Below are 26,360 nucleotides of genomic sequence, written 5' to 3' on the forward strand. Positions count from 1 at the left end.
TCTTTGGAAACTGCTGTTGCTTCCCATCCTTATTATTTTTGATTTAAAACATTAAAAGACTAACGACAATGAAAAAATATCTTTTAGTCCTGGTCAGCCTATGTTGTGCCTTGTTGCCTGCATTGGCTGAACATCCGGAGTATCCGGAATTGAAAAAATCTGATGCGAATATAATTGGTCATGTATTGGATAAAAAGACAAGTGAGCATCTGCCTTATATTACCATAGCATTAAAGGGAACCACTATAGGAACCGTCACCGACGCTACCGGACACTACTTCCTGAAGAATCTGCCGGAAGGAAACTTTATGATGGAAGTCAGCTCGGTAGGGTATAAGACGGTTACCCGTAGTGTGACCTTGAAAAAAGGTAAAACGCTGGAAGAGAACTTTGAACTGGAAGAAGATGCGATTGCTCTGGACGGAGTAGTCGTCTCTGCCAACCGTAGTGAAACGACCCGACGTCTGGCACCGACTCTGGTCAATGTAGTAGATTTGAAACTGTTTGAAACCACTAATTCTTCTACATTATCACAGGGCTTGAATTTTCAGCCTGGTGTCCGTGTAGAGACTAACTGTCAGAATTGTGGGTTTCAGCAAGTCCGGATCAATGGGCTGGACGGCCCCTATACACAGATACTCATCGACTCCCGTCCCGTGTTCAGTGCCCTTTCCGGGGTATACGGGCTGGAGCAGATTCCTGCCAGCATGATCGAACGTGTAGAAGTCATGCGCGGGGGTGGATCGGCATTGTTCGGCTCTTCGGCCATTGCGGGAACGATCAATATCATTACGAAGGAGCCTCTGCGAAATTCCGGTCAGTTATCGCATACGATCACTTCCATTGGTGGCAGTTCCGCATTCGATAACAACACCTCGCTGAATGCTTCCCTTGTAACGGACGATCATCGTGCCGGATTGTATATCTTCGGGCAGAACCGTCATCGGTCGGGATATGATTATGACGGAGACGGATTTACGGAACTTCCGAAACTGAAGAATCAGACGGTCGGTTTCCGTTCTTATCTGAAAACGAGTACTTACTCCAAACTAACGTTTGAATACCATCATATGCAGGAATTCCGCCGTGGTGGAGATATGCTGGATCGTCCTCCTCACGAAGCCCATATTGCCGAGCAGTTACAACACTCCATAGATGGCGGAAGTCTGAAATACGATTATTTCTCACCGAATGAAAAGAATCGTTTAAGTGTTTTTGCCTCGGCAGCCAATACGGATCGTGACAGTTATTATGGTCCCGGCAACGATCCTCTGAAAGCATACGGAAAGACGACCGACCTCACCGCTATGGGCGGTGTGCAATATGTGCACACATTCGACAAATGTCTTTTCATGCCTTCCGACCTGACAGCGGGACTCGAATATAACCGTGACCGGCTGAAAGATAATATGTGGGGATACGACCGCCATACGGACCAGACGGTCAAGGTTTACAGTGCTTTTCTACAGAACGAATGGAAAAACAAACATTGGGGAATTTTGATTGGCGGGCGTCTGGATAAGCACAATATGGTGGATGATGTTATTTTCAGCCCGCGTGCCAACCTGCGTTTCAATCCTACGGATAATATCAATCTGCGTTTGAGCTATTCTTCCGGCTTCCGCGCCCCACAGGCATTTGACGAAGATATGCATATCGAAAATGTAGGTGGAACAGTGGCGATGATCGAGCGTGCAAAGGACTTGAAAGAGGAAAAATCGCAGAGCTTCAGTGCATCCGCAGATATGTATCACCGCTTTGGTGCTTTTCAGACTAATCTGTTAGTAGAAGGATTTTATACGAGGCTGACTGATGTGTTCGTGTTAGGAGGGCCTTTTGACCGTGGTGACGGTGTGCTGGTGAAAATACGCAGCAATGGTCCGGGAGCCAAAGTAATGGGATTGACTCTGGAAGGAAAGATTGCTTATCTTTCTTTGCTTCAAATACAGGCAGGACTGACATTGCAGCGCAGCCGATACGATGAACCGCATAAATGGCACGATGATGCGCCGGCAGAAAGAAAAATCTTCCGTACTCCCGATATCTACGGTTATTTTACGGCTACTTATACTCCCGTCAAACCGTTGTCCATTGCTCTCTCGGGTACATATACCGGCAGTATGCTTGTGCAGCGTATGGACATCAGCGCAGAAAACGTAGCAATGGGCGATATGCCCGAGCGAAAGGCGGAAGCCATCCGTACACCCCGGTTCTTCGATATGGGAGTGAAGATAGCGTATGACTTCAAACTCTATAAAACGGTAGACTTACAACTTAGCGGAGGTGTTCAGAATATCTTTGAAGCATATCAGAAAGACTTCGACAGAGGAGCTAACCGGGATTCCAACTATATCTACGGTCCTTCGCTTCCGAGAAGTTTCTTTGCCGGAGTGAAGATTAGTTATTGATACGATACCGGTCTGTTATTTTCAGAACATTTTATGCATCCGGGAATGTGATAAAACGATTGCTTCCCGGATGTTTTATAAATAAGCGACAGATTTGGCATTGATGATTTCAACGATAATCATGTCTGCCTGACCGATTTTTAGTATTTTTGGCGATTGTAAGTAAGCGATTCAAAGTCTTATCAGATTGTATTACGGATTATGATAAAAAGAAGATGGACGAAATGCTTCATTATTACGAATGTAAAGGCAGTAAAATAATTAGTTTGAATGACCTATTATGGCAACAGAAAATAAAATAAAGTATTTTGAAAATCGGGAAGACTGGAGAAAGTGGCTGATGGACAACTTTGAAACCGAAGACGAAATTTGGTTTGTATTTCCTCTTAAATCGTCAGGTGAAAAAAGTATTGCATACAACGATGCTGTTGAAGAAGCCCTTTGTTTCGAATGGATTGACAGTACGATAAAACCGCTTGATAAAGAACATAGAATTCAGCGTTTCACGCCTAGAAAACCTAAAAGTACATACTCGCAAGCCAACAAAGAAAGACTTAAATGGTTATTGGCAAATAAAATGATACACCCTGAATTTGAAGATAAAATACGCACAGTTTTATCTGACCCTTTTATTTTTCCCAATGACATAATGGACAGATTGAAAGAAGATGAAATAGCATGGAGAAACTACCGGCATTTTTCCGACGCATATAAGCGTATCCGAATTGCATACATTGAAGCAGCAAGGAAGCGACCGGAAGAATTTGAAAAGCGATTAAACAACTTTATCTGTAAAGTGAAAGAGAATAAGATGATAACCGGATTTGGCGGAATAGAGAAATATTATTGAGATTGTCCGAATCTTTATGGAAGAATATCCTTATAGTCTGATGGAAGCGATGGAGCATCATTAGTAGTAAATCACTAAAAACTTTTCTTTCCCTTTTAGTAGTTTGCCTGTTTGAGTTGTATTATATATAGATAGTCAATAAAAGTCAAAGTAATCAACTTATTAAACAGTTAACCTTATGTTCAAACAACTAAGTACTTCTCTACTGATTGCATCAGCATGTATTTTGTCCTCTTGCACGCCTACGGTGAAGCAGGAGATTGCAATTTTACCTACCCCCGTTAGTCTGACGGAACAGTCGGGTGCTTTCGTCTTAAAGGATGGAATGAAAATCGGCGTTTCCGATCAGTCCTTATTTCCGGCTGCCGGATATTTGCAGGATATTCTTCGGAATGTGGTGTCTACTTCTGTAGAGGTGACCGAAGCCGATAAGGCGGATATCTATCTCCAGCTAGGGCAGGATAATGGAAAGCCCGGCTCTTACAAACTTCAGGCTACCCCCAAGTCTGTTCAGGTTGAAGCCGGAGATTATTCGGGTATCGTTTCCGCCATTGCCAGCCTCCACCAACTGCTGCCTGCCGGAATAGAAGTGCAGGGAACGAAACAGACTTTCTCCATTCCTGCCGTGCAAATAGAGGACTCGCCGCGCTTTGAATGGCGTGGTTTTATGCTGGATGCTTCCCGTCACTTCTGGAATAAAGATGAAGTGAAACATGTGCTGGATCTGATGTCCTTATATAAACTGAATAAGTTCCACTGGCATCTGACGGATGATCAGGGATGGCGGATCGAAATTGAGAAATATCCGTTGCTGACGGAAAAAGGAGCGTGGCGGAAATTTAACAAGCACGACCGTGGTTGTATGGAGCGTGCGGTAGAAGAGGACAATACCGACTTCCTGATTCCGGAAAACAAAATACGGATTGTAGAAGGAGATACTCTGTATGGTGGTTACTATACGCACGAAGATATAAAAGAAATTGTAGATTATGCTGCACAGAGAGGTATTGATGTGATTCCGGAAATAGATATGCCGGGACATTTCCTGGCTGCTATTACCCAATACCCGGATCTCGCTTGTGACGGACTGATCGGCTGGGGAGAAACATTCTCTTCTCCTATTTGTCCGGGAAAGGATACGACGCTGGAATTCTGTCAGGATGTCTTTAAAGAGATTTTCGATCTCTTTCCTTATGAATATGTACACATGGGGGGTGACGAAGTCGAGAAAAATAACTGGAAAAAGTGCCCCCGTTGCCAGAAGCGAATCCGCACGGAAGGACTGAAATCGGTAGAAGATTTGCAGGCATGGTTTGTGCGTGATATGGAGAAATTCTTCCTTGCCAATGGAAAGAAGTTGATAGGCTGGGATGAAGTTGTTGCCGACGGACTGACTTCGGATGCTGCCATTACCTGGTGGAGAAGTTGGTCGAAAGAGGCGGTGCCTATGGCCACTTCGCAAGGACAAAGAGTGATTGCCTGCCCGAATGAATATTTCTATTTTGATTATGCGCAGGATAAAAACTCCGTGAAGAAGATATTGGCATACGATCCGTATGCAGACGACCGCTTGTCACCCGAACAGAAAGAATGTTTCTGGGGCGTGCAGGCTAATCTCTGGGCAGAATGGATTCCGTCTATGAAACGTATCGAATATCTGATACTTCCCCGTATGGTGGCGTTGAGTGAAATAGCCTGGGTGCAGCCGGAGGCGAAACCGGATCTGAAAGAGTTCTATCGTCAGCTTGTTCCGCATTTCAAGCGGATGGATATCCTTGGATTGAACTACCGGGTACCCGATCTGGAAGGATTCTACAAAGTGAATGCTTTCCTTGATGAGGCTTCGGTTGATCTGACTTGTCCGTTGCCGGGCATTGAAGTCCGTTATACTACTGACGGAAGTATGCCGACTAAGCAATCCACTCTTTATGAAGGAAATCTGAAAGTGACGGAAACGACAGATTTTACTTTCCGCACTTTCCGTCCCGACGGTACTCCATCGGATGTAGCACGTACCCGATACGTCAAAGCTCCTTATGCGGAGGCAACTGCTGCTCCGGCTTCTTTGAATTCTGGACTAAAAGCCGTATGGCATAAATTCCGTGGTAATCTTTGTGCGGATATCGATGCGGCTCCCGTGAATGGTGAGTATGTCGTAGAATCCGTTTCTATCCCCGAAGAGGTGAAAGGAGATATCGGTCTGATACTCACGGGCTACCTGGAAGTACCTGCTGATGGCATCTATACATTTGCCCTTCTTTCGGACGACGGCAGTACGCTGAAACTGGACGGAGAACTACTGGGAGATAATGACGGAGCACATTCACCGGTAGAGATTATAGTACAGAAGGCCTTGAAAGCCGGACTGCACCCGATAGAAGTACGCTACTTCGATTGCAATGGCGGAGTTTTGCAGATGGAATTAGTCAATGAAAAGGGTGAGAAAGAAGTGCTTCCGAAAGAATGGCTGAAACATGAATAAACAGATCCCCTGAAGATTTTTTATTAGGTATTAATATAGATAAGGTTTGATAGAAGGCGGGTAGAAGTAGGGATACTTTTATCCGCTGTTTTTATTCTGTAGGTAATTCTTGTTGAAATATCCCTATAAATGGGTATTTCCCAAATCAAAAGTTCTTCTCAACTTTGCAGAGTGAATAAAACGCCACTATGCAATATCTGAAAGAAGACATACAGGAAAAAATCCTCCACATAGCCGAAGAAGTATTCTCTGAAAAAGGATATAAGGATGCTTCCATGCGCGAAATTGCTTCCCGAACAGGGATTACAGTCAGCAACATCTATCATTATTTCACCAATAAGGATGAGATATTCCGCACGATTCTGAAACCTGTGCTGAATGATTTGTATGTCAAGATATACCGACATGATGCCAATCAGATGTCCATAGAGGTTTTTACGAATTCGGACTATCAGCAGGAATCCGTGCAGGAATATATCGATTTGGTTTCCGAACACCGTGCCCGGTTGCGTATGTTACTTTTCCAGGCATAGGGATCATCCCTGGAAAACTTCCGTTCGGAGTATACCGATAAATGAAAAGGTATGTTTACCGCTTGCGGTTGCTGTCCTGTTGCTTAGCAATATCGCCCAGCGTAAGCTGAGTGTGCGGCAGATTGAAGCTAAGATTAATGCCGGAAACCGCTTGGAAGAATATCTGCAAGGCATACGGGTGATGAAAGCATATAATTTGTTGGGAGGCAAGTTCGAACGCCTGAAAATGGCTTATAGTGATCTCCGTCGTGCCTGTATCCGGCAGGAGGCGCTTCTCGGCCCATTTATCTTATTCTCGGTTACATTGATTCGTGCCGGATTGACATTCATGATACTTTGCGGTACGTACCTGTTGATAGGAGGCGAACTTTCACTGCTCACGTTTGTCATGTTTCTGGTAGTCGGTTCCCGTGTTTTCGATCCGTTGACATCTGCCTTGACTAACTTTGCCGAGTTTCGCTACTTCTCCATCGCAGGAGGACGTATCCTTACGTTGATGAACGAATCGGAAATGAAGGGAAATCGTGATGTGCCCGAAAGCGGAGATATTACTTTTGATCATGTATCTTTCGGCTATCAGGAAAAGGAAATACTGCATGATATTTCCGTGACTCTTAGAAAAGGGACGCTCACTGCTTTGGTCGGTCCTTCCGGAAGCGGAAAGAGTACGATGCTGAAACTTTGCGCACGCTTCTATGATCCGCATAAAGGCTCGGTTCGTTTTAACGGAATGGATATGAAAGAACTGGAGCTGGAGTCATTAATGAAACATTGTTCCATGGTTTTTCAGGATGTCTATCTGTTTTAGGATACGCTGAAGAATAATATCCGTTTCGGCAGGACAGATGCTACGGATGAAGAAAATGAAGTGGAAGTGCAGCAAGCTATCAATACCTTGATTGCGGGGCGGACGGTAATCGTTATCGCTCACCGCCTCAAAACGATCCGAAATGCCGACCGGATTATTGTGCTGGAAGAAGGACGAATTGCGGAACAAGGCACTCATGATGAACTTTTGAGCCGGCCGGGGCTGTACGCCAAACTTTGGAATATACAGGAACAGACATCGGGATGGAAACTATAAAAACGGCTCATCAGAGATAAAACGAAAAGGTCCGGCTTTCACAAGCCGGGCCTTTTGTTTACTAGAATTTATGCTATTTACACTTATTCTGTAATATTGAATACATTATATGTTTTTTTTAACTAACAACCAAATGTGAGAATGCGGGAGAATCACTTCGGCCGATTCCAATGTTTTCAATGTGGCTACGTAATTTTTTAATTATGACTAATTAATTCAATTCTGATATTGCAAAGATAGGGGCTTTGACGATTTCCTGCAATCACCTGAAATGGGTATTCTTGGGCGGGTTACTAGCAATATATAGTGGGGCTGAATCTTTTATTCCGGAACATTTGCAGAGTTTCCTGTCAACCTGTTCAGATGACATACCAGTAGTTTTCCTTCATTATCTCTCAAATGCATACCATTGCCTTGACAATAACGGAAGTATTTGCATCGGGCGCACTCGTCTTTTTTCATCCATGAACGGTCGCGATAAGGCTGGAATTTCGTTTGCCATATTTCCCAAAAATCATCCTGATAGATATTTCCTTGATGGTAGTTGGAGCGGATGCTGCTACAGGCACTGATAGAACCGTCAATTAAAACGGAGCCGACTGATATTCCGGCGCTACAGAAGAAAGGAGTATTCCGTACTTCACCTTCATAGTTACCCAGGAAACCTTCGCAGCCGTAACTCGCACGGATAATTCCTTCCTTTCGGGTGTCACGGATGAAGTCGAGTACTTGTTTCAGTTCTTCTCCGTTCATACGGAATTCCGGTTCTTCGGCGGCTCGTCCTACCGGAAAGATGGTAGATACCCTCCATCGTTTGACTCCGAGACTGATAAGTAACTCTTTCATAGCCGGCAACTGTGGCAGGCTACGGCGGGTGACACAGGTAATGACGTCGAATGTCAGTTCGGGGATAGCTGTGATTTCCCGTATGGCATTTACGGCACAATCGAAACTTTCGGGATGTCGTCGCATCCAGTTGTGTACATCCTTCAGTCCGTCCAGGCTGATGGATATACTACGCATACCGCTACGGATCAGGTTGTGAAGCCGTTCGCGCGTGAGACACAGGCCGTTGCATACCATGCCCCACGGGTATCCCCGTCGGGATATTTCTTTGCCGCAAGTTTCTAAATCTTCACGTACGGTTGGCTCTCCACCGGAGATAATGACGAATACATCGTGCGGATTGGTATGTGTTGCTATGCTGTCCAGTACTTTTAGAAAATCCTGTAGAGGCATATCCGGAGTAGCGGGAGAGGACTTGCAGTCACTGCCACAATGGCGGCAACGTACATTACATCGTAAGGTGCATTCCCAAAAAAGCTGCCTGAGCGGATGTTCTTCCACTCTTTCGTGTTTCATCCGGCGAAATATTTCTAAAGCCAGCCATCGGCGGGGAGTAAGGGGGATGATACGTTTCATTCTTAGTCTTCTTTTTCTTCTTCTTTTTTCTCCTCTTTAAGTAAAGTGACTTTTCCCTCTTTTCCAAGGTCTTGTATTCTAATCTTTTTTGTTTGGTATGCACCATTCTTTTCGCCGTCTACATCTGTATACTCAAGGTACATTTCTGTATCTTTGGGAGGATACTCTTTGAATTTAAATGTATTGATTGCTATACCGCTTACCGTATAATGCTCTATTTCACGTGACTCGGTATAGGCAGTATCTGTAATTAATGAATCTTCTTGATTCATATAACTGGATACTACGCGAATGCCATTAATAGTTTCTTTTTCTTCATTTTGTACTTGACTGCTTATTATAATGTCAGGAGTCCAGACGGGACCGGGACCATAATAACAAGGTTCGTCCCAGATCTCGTTATTATTGCCACATCCGGAAAAGCCTAAAGCGGCGAGCAGACTTAGTAGATATTTGTTTTTCATGTTGTTAATGTGTTTAGTTCTTGTTGGGACAAAGATAATTAATCTTTGAATTGGTTGTTCTCCATTGTTCGTTTTATTTTTTTTAGATGCTTTTCCAATGCAATATACACTTCTTTCCGATAACTGACAAAAATAGTTTTATCTGTTTGGAAGGAATCTTTCTTTTTACCGTCATAGTGCGGAATATTGGATAAAAACAGGCTATACGAGAAAATCATGTTCTCCTCTATTTGGCGGGAAGGCTTGAATGACTTGGCAGGTATGTAAGAATAAATACCCTCTTTACAACGGTAGGGTTTATACATTTGCACAACTCCCCACGAATTAATCTCATCCACCCGGATGCTTCTTTTCCCGAACAGGCTTCGTTCTTCTATTCTATCCTCACAAAGTAAAATCTTACTGGGTAATGCCCAATAGATTAACAGGATAGACAAAGATATGGGCAACAAGAAAATAAAAAGGACTTTATTCTCACTTAAATTGGATACACATAAAAAGTAGATCATAAATGCACTGAATATACTGCATATTGCAACTCCTGCCCAAACAAACTTATTTGTAGAATAAATCCAGAATGTGTTTTTTTCCAAACTTTTATCTTTCATATTTAATTCAATTCTTTTACAGAATCCGGATTGCCATGTTTCGTTTAAATCAAGCTATCTTTCATCATTATTCGTAGTTGTTTTTGTGTAGGTAATGTTTTCCATCCTTTATCTGGCGCTTTTAGAGTAAACCAGGATGGTACGGTGTCTAATATTCGATGTCGGTTGGGGGCTTTGGCTAAGAATGTTACAAAATAACGGGTTCCGATTGGAGTGTTTTTACTCTCGTTAAATGATATAAAAAAACTTCCTTTATATAAAGTCTTATTATATATAAATTCATATTTTGCGCTTTGTCCTCTATAAGCAGAACCGTATTTAATAAGAGTTACTATAGAATATATGCCATCCTTTCTTACATTGTTGTTTCTAATTGTTGAGACAGCATACAATAGAATGAATACTATAATGGGAACTATAAATTTAAAAATCTTGGTTTGATTAATCAGCTTCATTGCTATTCTATATCCTTTCATTTTTCTTCATTTTTTATTGCAACTAATGTCCGGTGGCTAACCGACCGTTAAGACAACTCATTTGCTCGTTAGTGGTAGTTGTTCATTACTCCATTCGGTCAATATTACATTAAAATCAGCCAACATTAAATCAAAGTCATACTTAACCTTCTTATTTAGTTTGTTTGTTATATGACTTAATGCTGATAGGATATATTCGCTTAATCTTTTTTTTTGTTCAGAATGATTCAGTTCACTAAATTCTTTTTCAAGGGTTATCACTGCTTTTACTTTTCCAGTATCTGTTCTGAATGGTCCAAACTCAAAGCGATTTCGAAGATAATATCCATTCTTTTCAATCTCTTGTTTGGTAAACATTGTTAGTAATTTGGGGTATAATTCTTTTTGTCTCAATTTCAGTTTTTCATCAGCGATAACGTAATTGCATTTACAGCAAACATGGTCGTAATAACTAAATGAACACTTTAGAATAATTTTATTGACAGCCTGACCATACAATTCAGGTCGCATTTGTTTGTTTAATTTTGATTGTAAATCATTCTCAATACTTTCAATAACAACCTTAGAGTTCTCATAACAGTTACCAATTGTACGTTCAATCCAAATGGGATTTTTAGGAATCCAATTTCGTTGACTTCTAAGTTCTATACCTTGTACATCTTCTTTCGTTTTATATTCCCATGCTATGGATTGCCTCTGAAAGGGATCATCCGGGCTGAAATGATAACTTGTCCTTCCTGCTTCCATGGTAAATCCGTTTATTCTTCTTGACCAAATGGCTTCGACGAAACGAGGCTCTCTGTGTTTATTGACAAAGCAAGTCATCGGGTTTCCATTAAAGAAAGAGCCTCTTAATGCCTCAAGGGCCTCATTAGATCCCCAACCTATGATTGCCAAACTCTCGCAAACCCGAACTGCATTATTCCACTCTTCTACATTTTTGTAATCCGCATATTTAAGAAATTCAGCGAATAAACTATCTCGCAATTTGTCAATATCATTTTGAGATTTCAAAAAAACTTCAAGTTCGTTTAATTCTTCTATTTCAAATATTCTGTTCATTTGTTTTTTATTTTAACCGCTAATGTCCGGCAGATAATTGACTATTAAGGTGCTTTATCAGTTTGTTAGCAATCTAATTCATTTCTATTTAATAATTCATCAATATTATGCCTCTAAAAATACAGTTTTGTCTGATCACCCACAAAGGAATTTGTTAGTTTTTTCCTCTATCCTATGAAAAAGCATCCCTTGACAGTCAACAATGATCTGTTGCATGATATGTTTGATCAGGAAAAGGTAAAGAGCGGGCTCGTTTTTATCTTTACCATGCTAGGCTGGTATTTATCCACAGGATGTGCGAATTGATATTCTCCCCCTTTTGCATATATTGGAAAGGATATGTGTAATAGCAAAAAGTGTGATACTTTCTGTGATATCCTTTCTTTTTGATTTGATTTAAAGTAATTCCCTATCGTTGTATATTGTAGAATTGCCTCAAATAGCGGTTTCTCGCTCTCTGAAAGTAGTTCTTCTACTCCCGGACCGGCTCTCAGAGTGCTTCAGCACGGGGCTTAGTAGCGTGAAGAGTAAGGTTAGATAAGGTATATTGTGCGTATAGTGTAACTACAGCCTGCAAATAGCGTAACTATATCCTGTAAATAGCGTCAGTATCTACTCCCCATAAATAGCAAAAACAGTTTGTACGATATATATTTCTTTCCACAAAGTCCGTCTTTTGTTATTAGATTTTTCTGACTTGATTTAATTGACGGTAATTTTCTCTTTCCAGGTTATACCACTTATATCTGTCAGAATTAGTTCGTAGTCACTTTTGGGCAAGTCCATAAAAACATCACTTCTGATTGTAAGAGTTGCTTTACTTCCTAAAGGAATGATGAGGCTGTGTTTTCCCGGAGCTACTTTGGCTACATAGTCATTTTTTATTCGGGTAAGTGGGAAGCGGGCTAGCTCTTCTCCATTCTTTTGAAGTATTGTTTTTCCATTCTCGTCTTTTAGTGTTATGCCGATCAGGAAGGAACCGTACACGTCGGCTCCTTCTATCCGGTATACTTTGAACGTGAGGATATCCTCTTGAATCTTTGCATTGGATATTTTCAGTTCCGGTTTGACCGATTTGTTGTGCAAAGGTCCCCAAATACCGTTATGGAAGACTTGGTTAGTATATAAGGTCAGTATGAAAAGCAGTACTGCACCGCTTATTGCGACTTTACTGAATTGCTTGATAGATAGTGGAAGTTCACCGGAAGTAAGCCATACAAGCCATTTGTTCTTGGAAAGTTTTGGTAATAACAGATAATCCAAAGAATATTTTCCACCACCGGACAGGAAAATAGTGAATCCGGCTGACACTCCCAAGATGCCGATTTGCCATTCGTCGAGGCAGGTAGTGCCCAGCCAGCCGGAGCCTAAAAGAATGCCGAATGCCAGACTGAATACGCCGATACTCATTAATCGTGTGAAGAAACCGAGCATATAGAGTAACCCGACGATGCCTTCTACTAATGTGAAAATTACCATTGCCCACCAAAGTAAATCCGGTGTGCTGACCAAGTATTCAATAATCGGTTTGATACCAATGGAATTGGGAAGGAAATGATTGAACTTTTCTCCAATGTATCCGGTGGCATCCGGAATGAGTTTGTTTTCGAGAACGAGTCTGCGCCAAAAAGCTGAAAAATAAGTCCAGCCTACGATCAGTCGTAAGGAGAGAGTGAAAATGCCCGCAAGTACGTAGGCTTTGGATGGTTCTTGTTGTTGTGTCAGCATACTGTTTGTTGTTAGTTTGTTATTGAGAGAATCGTTTCTTATTAGAACAAGTTTCCAGTGGAAAATGTTTTTATGAAAACCTGTTTTTTTTGAAACGATTCTACTCAAGATAAACTACATACAAAACAAAGCTAACAATGCAAAAGTTATTCTTTAAACGGCTATCTTTATACCTTCTTTTTTATTACAATACCGTTTGCATTGTTGGCAAAGGTCGTATCCCAGCATGGCTCCCAAGATGAAGTCCTCTTCGGCAGACAGTTGATTCAAGGGGCGAATGATGATATGCCGCATGGCTTCCATACATTCGGGTTTGCCGAAAAACAGATTAATCTTGTTAGTACCTACTTCTTGTATCATATAACTGATCTTCTGATTCTTCAGCCGGCGGATGGCAAACTCTTCGTGCTCTCTGCTCATCGTATAGAGTACCATGTTGCGTACGCCTTTCTTGAACTCATAAATGTGGTTGAGGAAAATCCGGATTTCTCCGGGAATGATTCTTTCGGTAGCCATGATGTAAACTGTTATTTTATATGGAGATAAAGATTAGCTGATTTCTTGTTTTACTTGTTCAACCCATGCGCTGATACGTTCATCTGTCTGACCGTCTTCATTGACTTCGTCGAGTGGAAGACCTACGAACTTGCCATTAACGACAGCGATAGAAGAATCGAATGTATAACCGGCTGTGTCCACCGCTCCACAGAATTTGCAGCGGGTATCTTTCAGTTCTTCATAAAGAATACCGATAGCATCACAGAACGTATCGCTGTAAGAATCGGAATCACCACAACCGAACAAGGCTACATATTTGTGAGACAGATCGCATTTCTTTAAAACTTTAATACCGTCGTACCAGTCATCCTGCAATTCACCGGCTCCCCATGTGGAACTGCCCAGTACCAGTACATCATATTCACCGACCAAAGCTTCAGTGAGTTTGGATACATCATAAATATGTGCGGAAGGAACATCTAGTTTCTCTGCAATCCGACGGGCAAGGTCTTCTGTTGTTCCGGTAGTGGAACCATAAAATACTCCAATTTTATTCATCTTTGATTCTATTTTAATGTGATGGTGCAAAGATAGAGGGTCTCGGAGAAATAGGAAATCCCCATTTATAGTGGAATAATTGCTTTATTCTCATTATAAATGGGGATAGCATAACGTTTCGGATCTATAAATAGGTTAAAGCCAACAAACCTGATATAAATCTTAAAATATAGCAGAAAACGATTAATGATGGAACAAGCGAATGCCTGTGAATGCCATTGCCATATTGTACTTGTCGCATGTACCGATAACATGATCATCTCGTACAGAACCTCCCGGTTGTGCGATATAGCTTACACCGCTTTTGTGTGCACGTTCGATATTGTCTCCGAAGGGGAAGAATGCGTCAGAGCCCAAAGCTACGCCAGTCATTGTATCCAGCCATGCACGTTTCTCTTCGCGGGTCAGTACTTCCGGCTTTTCTGTAAAAAACTGTTGCCAAACGCCGTCTGCCAATACGTCATCATGATCTTCTGAAATATAAACGTCGATAGTATTATCACGATCTGCACGGCGGATTTTTTCAATCCAGGGCAGATTCATTACTTTCGGATGTTGGCGGAGATACCAGATATCTGCTTTATTTCCTGCAAGGCGCGTGCAGTGAATACGTGACTGCTGTCCTGCACCGATACCAATCGCCTGTCCGTCCTTTGCATAACATACGGAATTGGATTGTGTATATTTTAAGGTGATTAAAGAAATGATTAGGTCACGTTTGGCTTCAGCCGGAATTTCCTTGTTTTGTGTAGGTAACTCTTTCAAAAGACTTTCGTCTATTTTCAGTTCGTTTCTGCCTTGCTCAAAAGTCACTCCGAAAACATCTTTGTGTTCGATAGGAGCCGGGCGGTAAGCCGGATCTATCTTGATCACATTGTAAGTTCCTTTTCTTTTATTTTTCAGGATTTCCAAAGCTTCGGGAGTGTAATCCGGTGCAATCACACCATCGGATACTTCACGGTTGATAATGCGTGCAGTCTCTTCATCACAAGTATCGGACAATGCGATGAAGTCTCCGTAAGAAGACATACGGTCGGCACCGCGTGCGCGTGCATAGGCTGTTGCCAGTGGAGACAGTTTTACATCATCCACAAAATAGATTTTCTTCAGTGTGTCACTCATTTCTACAGCAACAGCAGCACCTGCCGGGCTGACGTGTTTGAATGATGCGGCAGCCGGAAGTCCGGTAGCTTCTTTCAGTTCTTTTACTAACTGCCAACTGTTGAATGCATCCAGCAGATTGATGTAACCGGGATGTCCGTTCAATACCTCAATGGGTAGTTCGCCTTCTTTCATGAAGATACGGGCAGGCTTTTGATTTGGGTTGCAGCCGTATTTCAGTTCGAGTTCGTTTGCCATATTATTTAATTATGAATTACTGATTACAAATTGATAGCGACAAAATTACTAAAAAAAGAATAGCCAGCCTAGCCTCCTGTTATAAATTAGTAACAAGTAATTAGTATTGGGGAAACTGTGGGTAGCGAAAATACCTATTTGTGGTGATTGCATATCCTCGAAATATTCCGTTTCTTTGCAGTCTCTAATATAAATAGGTGTAAATGGATAATTTGCAAAAATACAAACCAACTGATAAGATGATTGATCTCATCAGTGATAACTATTCCTTGTTGCAAGTGATGAGCCGTTTCGGCCTTTCGTTGGGATTTGGTGACAAAACAGTGAAAGAAGTTTGCGAGCTTAATGGAGTAGATTGCAGGACTTTTCTGATTGTAGTCAACTTTATGTCTGAAGGCTTTTCGCGGATGGATGGAAGCAGTGAGGATATTTCTATACCTGCACTAATCGATTATCTGCGGCAAGCCCATATTTACTTTCTGGACTTTTCTCTTCCTGCCATTCGCCGTAAACTGATTGAAGCGATTGACTGTTCGCAGGATGATGTAGCTTTTCTGATTCTTAAGTTCTTTGATGAATATACACGAGAGGTACGTAAACACATGGATTATGAGGAGAAAACGGTATTCAAATATGTGGATGCGCTGATAAATGGCAATGCTCCCCGGAATTATCAGATTAGCACATTCTCCAAGCATCATGACCAGGTGGGAGAGAAGCTGACAGAACTGAAAAATATCATCATTAAATATTGTCCTGCCAAAGCCAATGAGAATCTGTTGAATGCGGCTCTTTTCGATATATACGCCTGTGAGGCCGGTTTGGAATCTCACTGCAAGGTTGAAGACTATATTTTTGTTCCTGCCATTCTGAAGTTGGAAAGGAGGATTAGGGAAAATGAAAAATAACGAAGCCATTCGAATTGCGATCGCCGAAACCTCAGTGATTATCCGGGGTGGGCTGACCGCTGCATTGAAGCGTCTTCCTAATGTGAAGGTGCAACCTATAGAATTACTTTCAGTAGAGGCTCTGAGTGATTGCCTGCGTACGCAATATCCGGAAATGCTGATTGTAAATCCTACTTTTGGTGACTACTTTGATGTAAATAAGTTCCGGGAAGAAACTGCCGGTAAGAAAATACGTTTGATTGCTTTGGTTAGCTCTTTTGTAGATGCCTCTTTGCTGACTAAATATGATGAGTCGATTTCTATCTTTGATGATCTGGATATTCTTTCTAAAAAGATTCATGGTCTGCTAAATCTGGCTTCGGAAGAGGAGGAGCTTGACAATCAGGAAACGCTTAGCCAACGGGAGAAAGAGATAGTGATCTGTGTGGTGAAAGGTATGACGAATAAAGAGATTGCAGAGAATCTTTTCTTGTCTATTCACACTGTCATTACTCACCGGAGAAATATCAGCAAAAAGCTACAGATACACAGTGCGGCTGGCCTGACTATTTATGCTATTGTAAATAAGCTTGTTACGCTAAATGATGTGAAAGATTTATAACCTTAAAAGAATGTTATAAAATCTGAAGCCGTTTGCGAACACGGAATCTTTTCGTACCTTTGCAGTGCAATTGGGAAATTGCTATTAGTTTAAAAGGTAAAAGAAAAGATTATTAAGGTATTAGATTTAAATAATTAAGGTATTAAATTTTTTAGTGTTCAATAGGACATTTTTTGGTAAAAGGTAAAAAGGATAACAATAGGTAAGAAGTTTAAAAGGTAAAAAGAAGATTAGTTTTCAGGAATTGAGGTAATAAAAGAAAAGCCTTTTTGGCTTTTCTGATGCTGTGGCGAGTGGTTCCCTTCTAGGAATTGACTCGTTTTTTGTTTATAGACGCAGGGGAGCCGAAAGGTATATAAATACCGGGATTGCTAATGCCAGGAGTGTATAAAATAAAATCCCGACGAAATCGCTTCGGCGGGACCCTATTTCATTTTTACTTAAATGTGGCTACGTAATAAAATTATGACTAATTAATTCAATTCTGATACTGCAAAGATAGTGCGTTTCTGTATCTGTCACAATCCCCTTTATAAGGTATATTGCGTAGTTGCTCTCACTATTAATAATTAGTGGTGGATATCATTTTACTTTTTTCCACTCTTTCGTTGCGAAATCATATGATTTGATCACTTTGGCAGGGCAACCGGCACAAATAGAGTATGCTGGGATGGAACGGCTGACAACGCTTCCGGCAGCCACTACACAATGTTTCCCTAAAGTAACTCCTGGCAGTATGACTGAGTTTGCACCTACCCATACATCATCCTCAATAGTGACAGGCTGTGTACTTACTCCCTGTTCGTCGATTGATTTCTCCGCATCTTGATAATTATGATTAAGTCCTGTGACTGTTACATGCTGTGCAAGATTCACATGATTTCCTATAAGAACCGGACCGATAATGGTATTTCCTAATCCGATGCGGGTATAATCTCCAATGATTAAATCTCCTACCGCATTATTAAGGCAGGAAAAGTCTTCTACTACCGAATAGCGCCCTAGCGAGAACTGATTAAAAGGAGGAAGGTCTTTGCGGACACTGCGATAAATCACGGAACCTTTTCCACGTTTCAGATATACAAAATAGAAAAGGCGTATCCACCAGTTGGGGCGTGTCTTTACAGGATGCATAATAAAACGATGTACGACTTGTTTCAAAGCCGGATTTTGTTTGATTCGCAGTTTCAGTGTCCTTTTTTCCATATTGAATGTTTTTGTTTCTTTTTATCTTCTACTAAATAATCCGGTATTGCCAGACTGTATGTGATTGCCAATCCTAAAAGCAATATCCACCACTTGAGTGACGAGGTCCAGTGGTATCCTGTTATCAATAAAGTCCAAATACTGATGAAGGTGCATAATTTCATCGGAGAAGGTATCAGCTGCTGGGCTATACGGTTGCAGAAATTCCAGTTGCCTTCTAATAAAGACGGCAATAGATAAGAGAGGGTCTTCCGTATGCGCCTGCGATAGGGATAAACAGGGGCGGAGTCACAGTGTACAATCACATCCGGCAGATATTCAATATATATATTCTGTTTGAATAACTTTCGTTCGAGATTTGTTTTGGCAGTTCTTTGATTCTTCTGTAGCCATTCTAAGTCGAAAGCCATATTGGTTCCGAAAAGACTTGAAGAAAAGCCGATCTGAGTATTCCCCGATCTGAAAAGACTGTTATTGATTTCTTCGGATAGAGCATGGAAATGTTTCCGTACTCCCTTATGATTATTAATGATCGTGTGTAACTGCATTGCCTGTATTCCGGCATCGTAGGCATTATAAATCTTTTCCAGAAAATGGGGTGATAAAGCACTGGCTTTATCAGAAAGAAGGATGACTAATTCGTATCGTTCTTTATCTAATGAATTAATTGCTTCCAGCAAATCTTTATATGTGATGAATTCATATGCTTCCTGTTGATACATGAAAGGAAGGAGGCTTCCGTCCTGAACTAATATGGCACACTGATATTGTTTTCTGGCTTTGGGATAATTGGAATGTTTGAAATGTGAGGCAACAGCCAATATGAAAAGGTATAGGAGCAAAAGCCCTATACACAAAAAGAAGAAATCGTCTGCTATGTAGATAAAGTAGTCCATCCTGTAGTGAAGGAGTTATACGTTCTCTTTTTGAACGAATGCAGTAACTGTTTTCAGAATGATTTTTATGTCCAGTCCGAAAGAGAAGTTTTTTGCATATTGGATATCCAGTTGCTTGCGTTCTTCTGCGGAGAGTTTACCCGCTTCACCTCTTTTTTCAACCTGCCACAGCCCGGTAAGACCGGCTGGTCCCATAAAACGATCAATGTGTTCATCACTAGTCAGTAACTCTGCCTCATAGAGTGGGAGGGGACGATTGCCCACTATAGACATATCTCCTTTGAGGATATTGATAAGCTGTGGTAATTCATCAATGCTGTATTTACGGATAAAACGTCCTATCTTTGTGATTCTGGGGTCATTTTCCAGTTTTACGAAAGCATTACTTTTCTCTTTTGATTTCTTGTGGATATAGTCTTCTTCAGAAATTACAAAATCGTCGGATATCAGGAGAATTTCTTCTTCGTCTGCTTCTTCAGAGACACAGGATTCTTCTCCCCATATATCTTCTTCCTCTTCTTCTTCCTGTTGGTATTGGTTGAGAGCATTGAAATCCTTCAGATGTTTATCAGCGTCGGTATACATCGAACGGAATTTGAGAAAATCAAATATCTGATAATTGCTTCCTACACGTTTGGATTTATAGATAATCGGTCCTTTGCTCTCCAAGCGAATGGCTATAGCAGTAGCTATTAAAAGAGGAGAAAGGAAAAGTAGTGCTATTCCGGAAAAGAATATATCGAAGATTCTTTTCCATGAAGGCAGGCGAAAGGCTTTTAAATTCTGTGTTTGGAGTTGCAGTGCTGCTATTTTTTGTTCTTTTCTACGTGTGAGAAAAGTTGACAGATCTTTCAGTACTTCACTGTTGGTTTCGTACTTAATCGTGTTATTAACTCCTGCCTTCAAGTATTCTGTAGCTTCTTCCTTAGTAATGGAATCTATAACCAGTACCATATAAAGCCCTGGATACATTTTTCGTATAGAGCGAATATCAGCGATATCTTTTGATAATTCTACCTGCTCAATAAATAAAGCTGCGTCGTATTTTTCTCGTATCTTGTCTAGCACTTTAGTTGCCTTATAGCAGTTTGGTGCTGCATAGAATACTCCGGTACTTAATTTCGAAAACAGTTCTATTGTTTTGTTGTGTCTGCCTATGTAAACAAAATATTGCATTTAAAGGCTGTATTAGTCGATAATCTTTTTGATTCGGATTTTTAGTTCCAAAGGATTGAATGGCTTCAGAATATAGTCTTCTGCCCCTTCTTCCAGTAATTTGATTCTTTCCGTAGTACTTTCTTCGCTGGACAGCATAACGATAGGAATTGACTTGAATAACTCATTGGCTTTCATATATCTGAGGAATTCATCTCCTCTCATTAACGGCATACGAATATCGGAAATAATGAGATCGGGTACATTACCTTCATTAAGCCAATCTATTGCTTTAATAGGATTCTCCAAATACATAACGTCGTAATCCTTGCCTAAATATATACTTGCAACTTTTCCAATAGTCGCTTTATCGTCAACTAATAGTATCTTTTTTTTCATACAAATAGAACCTTTCTATCGCTTGCTTTGCTACTTGATTTATATAGATTAAATTGAATCTCTTGCCTTTGTTTCACTTCGTGCAAATATATATATAATTTTAGAATAAACTTCCAATTAGCAGAAGTAAAATTCATGAAGATTATTATTTTTATTTATTAATAGAATATATCTGATACGTTTAGTGAGGAAAAAAAACACGGATTTCATTTTTTTTATGAAATCCGTGTTGATAAGGGAGATTAGTTTTTATTTGTTTGGAATACCTTGTTTACATCAAAATCATTCCACCATTTTTCATTTTCTGTACCACCGCTCGTTACCCAGTCGCTGAATTGTGAATAAGCAGTTTTGATATTTACATACTCTAAAGGCCATTTGAAATTGGAAGGAACCATGATACCCCATGCCAGATTCTCTTTACTGATATAATATTTTTTGCTGCCATGATGACTGTTATCGTTGTTTCCGCCAAACAGATCGGTGTTTGCGAGTTTGGTTGGTTGATAGCCTGCAACATGTATTTCCTTACGTGGGTTTCTGTTGCCGTCTACGATGATAAAGACATTCAAATTGTTGACATTAAAAGCATCTGCTGATATTGTCGGATTATTGAAGGTAATGGAGAAACTGATATTCTTAGGTTTGGTATTGCCTGCATAGTCTGAGACAGTATTAATCTGCTCATACCGATCTCTTCCCAATACTTTATGAGCATCATCAAACAGAGGAATCACAGCATAATCCTGACCACTTTCGATATTGTTATTATTTAGATTGAAATTCTTGGCAAGAGTATTGTCACTGAATTCAACTGACTGTGTAATGGCATTGGCGGGTACATTGTCCAGCATAATAGCTGCTCCGATGCTTTTGGTTGCTCCGGCTGCGGATAAGTCAATACTTAACTCGAATTTTGTTACTTTATTCTCTTTATTAGTATATATTTTCCTTTTCTGAATGGTCAGAACGATATCATTCATATCATAATCTCCATATAGTGGCCATTGGTCTTCGAAGAGGTAAGTATAATCTTTGTTGTCTTCCACTTCAATAGGGAATTCAGGATCTTCCGGGTCAGGGGTAGGGTCAGGTATTTCTGAAAGTTCACCACATGAAGTAATGATTGTTTTGGAACCATTCGGGATATATAATTCTACTGAATTTTCCATAATGTAATTAGGGTTATTGGCAGGTACCCCTTTGGCGAATTCCCCTTCCGGGCATTCAATATCCAAATTACCATTGAACTTAGTTGTCCAACCAGTAGATATGCTTTTTGTGGATTTTATTAATGAACGAGTTCCGGCAGCTTTAAAAGTGACATTAGGAATATCCATTATCTCTGCTTTTATCATAGAACCATTATTCAGTTCAAAAGTGCTTCCGCTATTACCGCATTTAAAAGATGGAATAGCTATAAAAGTACCATTTTCTACGCCACCAGCCAATATACCTTTATTCATTATGATAGTTCCGCTTGTTCCTCCGAATTCGAAAGAATTTTGGGCATAAAGACTGCAATTATTAGTAAAAGTAGGGTTACCGCCATTATCATTACTTATTTTTTGAGCATTAACAGTTCCATCATTTACACCAATCCCACCTATAATGAAAGTTGGAGTATTAATTGTTGCTTCAGTTCCATTATAAAAATAGCATGTTGCATCTTGAGAATTAAACTTTAATGCACCTTCTTGAATAGTCAATTCTCCAAAGTTATAAATAGCTCCTTTGGTAAATACGGACTGTTCCCAAGAAGCAACAGATTTTCCTGTAACATTAATTGTGGCTTTAGGAGCATTGTATAAAATAGACGTCGTATTCAAGTCCTTCATACTATTGACACTAATTGTTCCAAAATTTTTCAGTAATACTCCTATGGCAGCAAGATTGATGTTATTGCCAATAAGACTTCCGCCTGATTGAATCGTTAATATTGAGTTGTCAGCAATAAGAAAACTCGTGAATGAATCGGTGTTGATTTTTCCACCCTTCAAAATAATAATATCTGCACTTTGTATTTGGTTTTGCGAGGGTGTCCATTCACCTTCTACAAATATGGTAAATCTTCCGCCATTCAAATATCCACTGGTATGGTTGATTTCACCATTAAATTTGTTTTTTATGATATAGCTTTTGCCTGCTTCCAAATGATGATTTGATTGATTCCAATTAGTATTACCTGTAAGTTCAATAGCTCCTGTGGTATCATAAGTTTCTTCGGGATATTTTTCTGGAATATTATAGCTTCCGATGGTCGCTTTTGCAACTCTTGTAGTCCTTGAACCTACAAATTCTTTATTTTTAGATACATCCCATGTACTAATAGACACTCTGCTTCTAGAGTCTGTCTTACGAATATATAGGTAATTAGTTCCTTCTGTATAATTTATTTCTTGTGAAAAAGCTTGACCTTTCTTGGCAACTCCTTTGGCAAGTATATGGTAATCAGACGTTGAAAATGGATTTGCGTCCAATATTTCTATTTGGTTGTAAAGTTCATCATCAATTTCTATGTTTAGAATACTAGTTGTAGTCATATTCCAGTCAAATCCATCCGGTGCAGCAAAACCGTCTCCCATTGGATTGGCTGTCTGATAAGACGGATCATATAGATCCTTCTCGGAATCTACGCAACTGGATAACATGCTTACTATTGCTATCGCAATAATAGATGTAAGCAGAATTGTTTTTTTCATCATAATGTCTATTGTTTGATTGTTTTTTTGTTTGCTGCAAAGATAGTTGTATATTTTGGATTAAAGATGTATTTATTGATATTTCTTGTGTAAAAAGCAACGATAATTCCGTTTTGGTTCGCTTTATATGAAAAACGAAAGAAAAACCTCCTGATTTTTTCTTTTGCAGAAATATTATAGAATGAAAATCAGGAGATTACTATAGAGATTTTTTTTTAGGGTTTGGTAATTTCCCCTATTAAACAAGAGTTCATTTTGTATCGGATGTCTTTATTAGATAGTCCGTGTCCCAGCAAAAACATCAGTTTAGTTACAGCACATTCGGGAGTACTGTCATATCCACTGATAACACCTGCTTCGAGTAGATGCATTCCGGTCTCGTAACGTCCCATTTCTACTGCTCCGGAAGCACATTGTGTGATGTTAACAATGATAATTCCACGATCAGTAGCCTCTTTTAATTCCCGGATGAACCATTCTTTTTGCGGTGCATTTCCTGATCCGAATGTTTTCATGACGACCGCTTTCAATCCGGGGACATGGAGTAGTGAATGAATGATCTCCTCCTGGATGCCGGGGAAAAGAGTTAATATTACCACATTCGTATCAAACAGATAGTGTGGCTTTAGTGGTTTGTCCGGGTCCGGTTTGCGAATAAGGTTGGGCTCGTATTTAATATGGATGCCTACGCGTGCCAATGGCGGGTAATTGAAAGACCGGAAGGCATTAAAGTTCTCAGCATTGATTTTTGTGGTACGATTACCCCGCATCAAGTGATTTTCAAAGAAAATACATACTTCGGGGACAATAGCTGTACCGTCCGGATTCTTGGCAGCAGCAATCTCGATTGCAGTGATCAGATTTTCTTTTCCGTCCGTACGCAGCGTTCCGATTGGCAATTGAGAACCGGTCAGAATAACAGGCTTACTCAGATTTTCGAGCATAAAACTTAGGGCAGAAGCCGTATAGGCCATTGTATCCGTTCCATGCAAAATTACAAAGCCATCGAAATAGTCGTAATTATAGTTGATGATCTTTACAAGTTTTGCCCAGTAAGCTGGTTCCATATCCGAGGAGTCGAGAGGAGGATCGAATTGATAGGAGGAAATGCGATAGTTGAATCTTTTCAGCTCAGGAACGTGCTTGAGCAAATGGTCGAAATTAAAGTTTTCTAAGGCACCTGTCTCCGGATTTTCTATCATTCCGATAGTTCCACCCGTGTAAATTAACAAAACGGAAGGGGTCTCTACTCTCATAATTGATGAATTTCTGTTAAAACGCTGACAAAGATATAGATTAATTGCGAATTATGAATAGTAAATGATGAATTTGTTCGTAGTTTGCAGTGAAATGTTATAAATCTGAATATTTATGCGTAATTATACGATGGATTAAAAGAAAAAATCAAGTGAGTTGTAAAAATAGTCAAGTAGCTAAAATTGTTTGGAAAGAATGGTTATGCAAAGCAAAACGATACTGCCCGGCTATTTTAGCTACCATTTGTCTGACTATTTCTTATGTCTATTTAAGCGCATCTTTCAGTTTTAGAATGGCTTTTTCCGGATCTTTTTCTTCTTCAAGCAGAGTGACAAAGCGGCTACCGATGATAGCTCCGGAAGCATGTTCGCAAGCTGCTTGAAAAGTAGCTTTGTTGGAGATACCGAAACCAACCATTAGCGGGTTGCGCAGATTCATATCTTCGATCTTTTTGAAATAGGCACGTTTCTGTTCATTAAAGTCTTGTTGTGCGCCTGTAGTTGCTGCGGATGAAACCATATAGATGAATCCGTCTGTATGTGCATCGATCTCACGTACCCGCTCTTCGCTGGTCTCCGGGGTGATGAGCATGATTACTTTGATTCCATAACGTTCGGCAATGATACGGTAGTGATCCTGATAATCTCTGAAAGGCAAGTCGGGGATGATAACGCCGTCTATTCCGCATTCCACGCATTTGCGGCAGAAGTTTTCAAATCCGAACTGCATAATAGGGTTTAAGTATCCCATAAATACCAATGGAATACTTACTTCCTGGCGAATGTTTCGTAATTGTTCGAAAAGGATTTTCAATGACATTCCGTTGCGTAATGCCTGAGTGGCGGCATTCTGGATAACGATGCCGTCTGCCATAGGGTCACTGAATGGAATACCGACTTCAATCATGCTGACGCCATGTTTTTCGAGAGTACGGATGACATTGACTGTTCCATCAAGGGTAGGATTACCTGCACAAAAATAAATAGAAAGGATGTCTTTCTTGTTGCTATTAAAGAGTTGATTAATTCTGTTCATGATTTTGAGAATTTAATTTTATGACTTTAGTTCATTTAGAAATATCCGGATTCGTTCCGGATCTTTTTCCCCGGGCTTCAGTTCGAAACGACTGTTCAGGTCGTAGCCTGCCAGACGGGGATGGTCGAATGCTTTCAATGCATTGGCACTGTGTGAGTTGATGCCGCCACTCAATAAGAATGGAACTTGTCCGTTGTAGGTATGCAGAATGTTCCAGTCGAATTGGTTTCCTGAGCCACCATACTGCTCACATTTCGTATCAAACAGGAAAAGATTGCAAGTTTTTTCATACTCGCTTACGTGATTCAAATCTTTCGGACGAGCTACAGAAAAAGCTTTGATGATTTTCAGGCCGGAGGTGCGCAATGACTGACAGTATTCCGGTGATTCTTTGCCGTGGAGCTGGATATATTCCAGTCCAAAACGGTCGGCGTACATCGTGATTACATCTTTGTCTTCATTTACAAAAACTCCGACACGGCGGGCATGAACAGGTAGGTAAGCGGGAAGTTCGTAGATATAACGGGGAGATTTGGGATAGAAGATAAATCCCATCATATCCACTCTTTGTAGTGACTCCACATCCCGTATATTTTGGGCTTCACGCATACCGCATACTTTGATGATTTTTCCGTTGATCATAGGGCTGTCCGTTTTTGGAAGTTCATA

Annotated in this window: 22 protein-coding genes and 2 pseudogenes; 7 read left to right on the top strand and 17 right to left on the bottom strand. The window is 40.5% G+C overall.

The features are described from left to right. The first annotated feature begins 68 nt into the window (after nt 1-68). The 5 genes and pseudogenes from KTR07_RS10145 to KTR07_RS10165 form a co-directional block, all read left to right on the top strand. Nucleotides 69-2,408 carry a TonB-dependent receptor gene (locus KTR07_RS10145; RefSeq protein WP_008765027.1) on the top strand — a complete coding sequence of 780 codons (2,340 nt, stop codon included), beginning with the start codon at nt 69-71 and terminating at the stop codon, nt 2,406-2,408. A 280-nt stretch (nt 2,409-2,688) separates the two neighbouring features. Then, entirely contained in the window at nt 2,689-3,258 is a 570-nt protein-coding gene (locus tag KTR07_RS10150) for a YdeI family protein (protein ID WP_008765028.1), read from the top strand. Between the two features lie 178 nt (nt 3,259-3,436). Then, nucleotides 3,437-5,740 carry a family 20 glycosylhydrolase gene (locus tag KTR07_RS10155; RefSeq protein WP_008765029.1) on the top strand — a complete coding sequence of 768 codons (2,304 nt, stop codon included), beginning with the start codon at nt 3,437-3,439 and terminating at the stop codon, nt 5,738-5,740. A 188-nt stretch (nt 5,741-5,928) separates the two neighbouring features. Continuing rightward, nucleotides 5,929-6,270 (top strand): annotated as a pseudogene (locus KTR07_RS10160) (TetR/AcrR family transcriptional regulator); the annotation flags it as partial. Nucleotides 6,271-6,322: 52 nt separating this feature from the next. Further along, nucleotides 6,323-7,357 (top strand): annotated as a pseudogene (locus KTR07_RS10165) (ABC transporter ATP-binding protein); the annotation flags it as partial. A gap of 321 nt (nt 7,358-7,678) precedes the next feature. On the opposite strand, the gene KTR07_RS10170 reads toward KTR07_RS10165, so the two are convergent. The 9 genes from KTR07_RS10170 to KTR07_RS10210 form a co-directional block, all read right to left on the bottom strand. Beyond that, nucleotides 7,679-8,779 (bottom strand): TIGR04133 family radical SAM/SPASM protein, encoded by a 1,101-nt coding sequence (locus KTR07_RS10170; protein WP_008765031.1) that lies wholly within the window; start codon nt 8,777-8,779, stop codon nt 7,679-7,681. Between the two features lie 2 nt (nt 8,780-8,781). Continuing rightward, entirely contained in the window at nt 8,782-9,243 is a 462-nt protein-coding gene (locus KTR07_RS10175) for a radical SAM-associated putative lipoprotein (protein WP_008765032.1), read from the bottom strand. A 38-nt stretch (nt 9,244-9,281) separates the two neighbouring features. Beyond that, entirely contained in the window at nt 9,282-9,851 is a 570-nt protein-coding gene (locus KTR07_RS10180; protein ID WP_008765033.1) for a hypothetical protein, read from the bottom strand. Nucleotides 9,852-9,895: 44 nt separating this feature from the next. Further along, nucleotides 9,896-10,327, bottom strand: coding sequence for a hypothetical protein (locus tag KTR07_RS10185; RefSeq protein WP_008765034.1), 432 nt, complete (start codon nt 10,325-10,327; stop codon nt 9,896-9,898). Between the two features lie 57 nt (nt 10,328-10,384). Next, nucleotides 10,385-11,389, bottom strand: coding sequence for a hypothetical protein (locus KTR07_RS10190; RefSeq protein WP_008765035.1), 1,005 nt, complete (start codon nt 11,387-11,389; stop codon nt 10,385-10,387). Between the two features lie 702 nt (nt 11,390-12,091). Beyond that, entirely contained in the window at nt 12,092-13,117 is a 1,026-nt protein-coding gene (locus KTR07_RS10195; RefSeq protein WP_008765036.1) for a TQO small subunit DoxD, read from the bottom strand. A 153-nt stretch (nt 13,118-13,270) separates the two neighbouring features. After that, nucleotides 13,271-13,633: a DUF2023 family protein gene (locus tag KTR07_RS10200; protein ID WP_008763079.1), complete on the bottom strand. Its 363-nt coding sequence runs from the start codon at nt 13,631-13,633 to the stop codon at nt 13,271-13,273. Nucleotides 13,634-13,666: 33 nt separating this feature from the next. Beyond that, complete coding sequence (fldA, locus tag KTR07_RS10205; protein WP_008765037.1) at nt 13,667-14,173, bottom strand: flavodoxin FldA; 507 nt, start codon at nt 14,171-14,173, stop codon at nt 13,667-13,669. Between the two features lie 183 nt (nt 14,174-14,356). After that, nucleotides 14,357-15,532, bottom strand: a complete 1,176-nt coding sequence (locus KTR07_RS10210; protein ID WP_008763081.1) for a phosphoribosylaminoimidazolecarboxamide formyltransferase — start codon at nt 15,530-15,532, stop codon at nt 14,357-14,359. Nucleotides 15,533-15,735: 203 nt separating this feature from the next. Here KTR07_RS10210 and KTR07_RS10215 point away from each other — a divergent pair, with 203 nt between their 5' ends. Together KTR07_RS10215 and KTR07_RS10220 are read left to right on the top strand one after the other, a co-directional pair. Next, the gene (locus KTR07_RS10215) at nt 15,736-16,440 is read left to right on the top strand and encodes a hemerythrin domain-containing protein (RefSeq protein ID WP_008763082.1); all 705 of its coding nucleotides are present in this window, start codon (nt 15,736-15,738) and stop codon (nt 16,438-16,440) included. Further along, nucleotides 16,430-17,041, top strand: coding sequence for a response regulator transcription factor (locus KTR07_RS10220; RefSeq protein ID WP_008763083.1), 612 nt, complete (start codon nt 16,430-16,432; stop codon nt 17,039-17,041). Before KTR07_RS10215 ends, KTR07_RS10220 begins: the two co-directional genes overlap by 11 nt. 582 nt (nt 17,042-17,623) lie before the next feature. Here KTR07_RS10220 and KTR07_RS10225 read toward each other — a convergent pair. The 8 genes from KTR07_RS10225 to KTR07_RS10260 form a co-directional block, all read right to left on the bottom strand. Then, nucleotides 17,624-18,247, bottom strand: coding sequence for a DapH/DapD/GlmU-related protein (locus KTR07_RS10225; protein ID WP_113748412.1), 624 nt, complete (start codon nt 18,245-18,247; stop codon nt 17,624-17,626). Then, nucleotides 18,229-19,143, bottom strand: coding sequence for a glycosyltransferase family 2 protein (locus KTR07_RS10230; RefSeq protein ID WP_061473146.1), 915 nt, complete (start codon nt 19,141-19,143; stop codon nt 18,229-18,231). The genes KTR07_RS10225 and KTR07_RS10230 overlap by 19 nt, the downstream gene beginning before the upstream one ends. Nucleotides 19,144-19,158: 15 nt before the next feature. Further along, complete coding sequence (locus tag KTR07_RS10235; RefSeq protein WP_061473145.1) at nt 19,159-20,319, bottom strand: sugar transferase; 1,161 nt, start codon at nt 20,317-20,319, stop codon at nt 19,159-19,161. A gap of 12 nt (nt 20,320-20,331) precedes the next feature. Next, entirely contained in the window at nt 20,332-20,697 is a 366-nt protein-coding gene (locus KTR07_RS10240) for a PleD family two-component system response regulator (RefSeq protein WP_008763087.1), read from the bottom strand. A 242-nt stretch (nt 20,698-20,939) separates the two neighbouring features. Then, on the bottom strand, nt 20,940-23,402 hold the full coding sequence (locus tag KTR07_RS10245; protein ID WP_011107306.1) for an LruC domain-containing protein: 2,463 nt from the start codon (nt 23,400-23,402) through the stop codon (nt 20,940-20,942). 212 nt (nt 23,403-23,614) lie between these two features. After that, on the bottom strand, nt 23,615-24,655 hold the full coding sequence (locus KTR07_RS10250; protein WP_008765045.1) for an asparaginase: 1,041 nt from the start codon (nt 24,653-24,655) through the stop codon (nt 23,615-23,617). A gap of 265 nt (nt 24,656-24,920) precedes the next feature. Continuing rightward, a complete protein-coding gene (gene trpA, locus KTR07_RS10255; protein WP_008765046.1) occupies nt 24,921-25,691 on the bottom strand; it encodes a tryptophan synthase subunit alpha in 771 nt (256 codons plus the stop codon). Nucleotides 25,692-25,709: 18 nt separating this feature from the next. Further along, entirely contained in the window at nt 25,710-26,333 is a 624-nt protein-coding gene (locus KTR07_RS10260; RefSeq protein WP_008765047.1) for a phosphoribosylanthranilate isomerase, read from the bottom strand. Nucleotides 26,334-26,360 lie beyond the last annotated feature (27 nt).

This window comes from Bacteroides sp. MSK.20.82 (assembly GCF_019052485.1).
GTDB lineage: Bacteria > Bacteroidota > Bacteroidia > Bacteroidales > Bacteroidaceae > Bacteroides > Bacteroides thetaiotaomicron.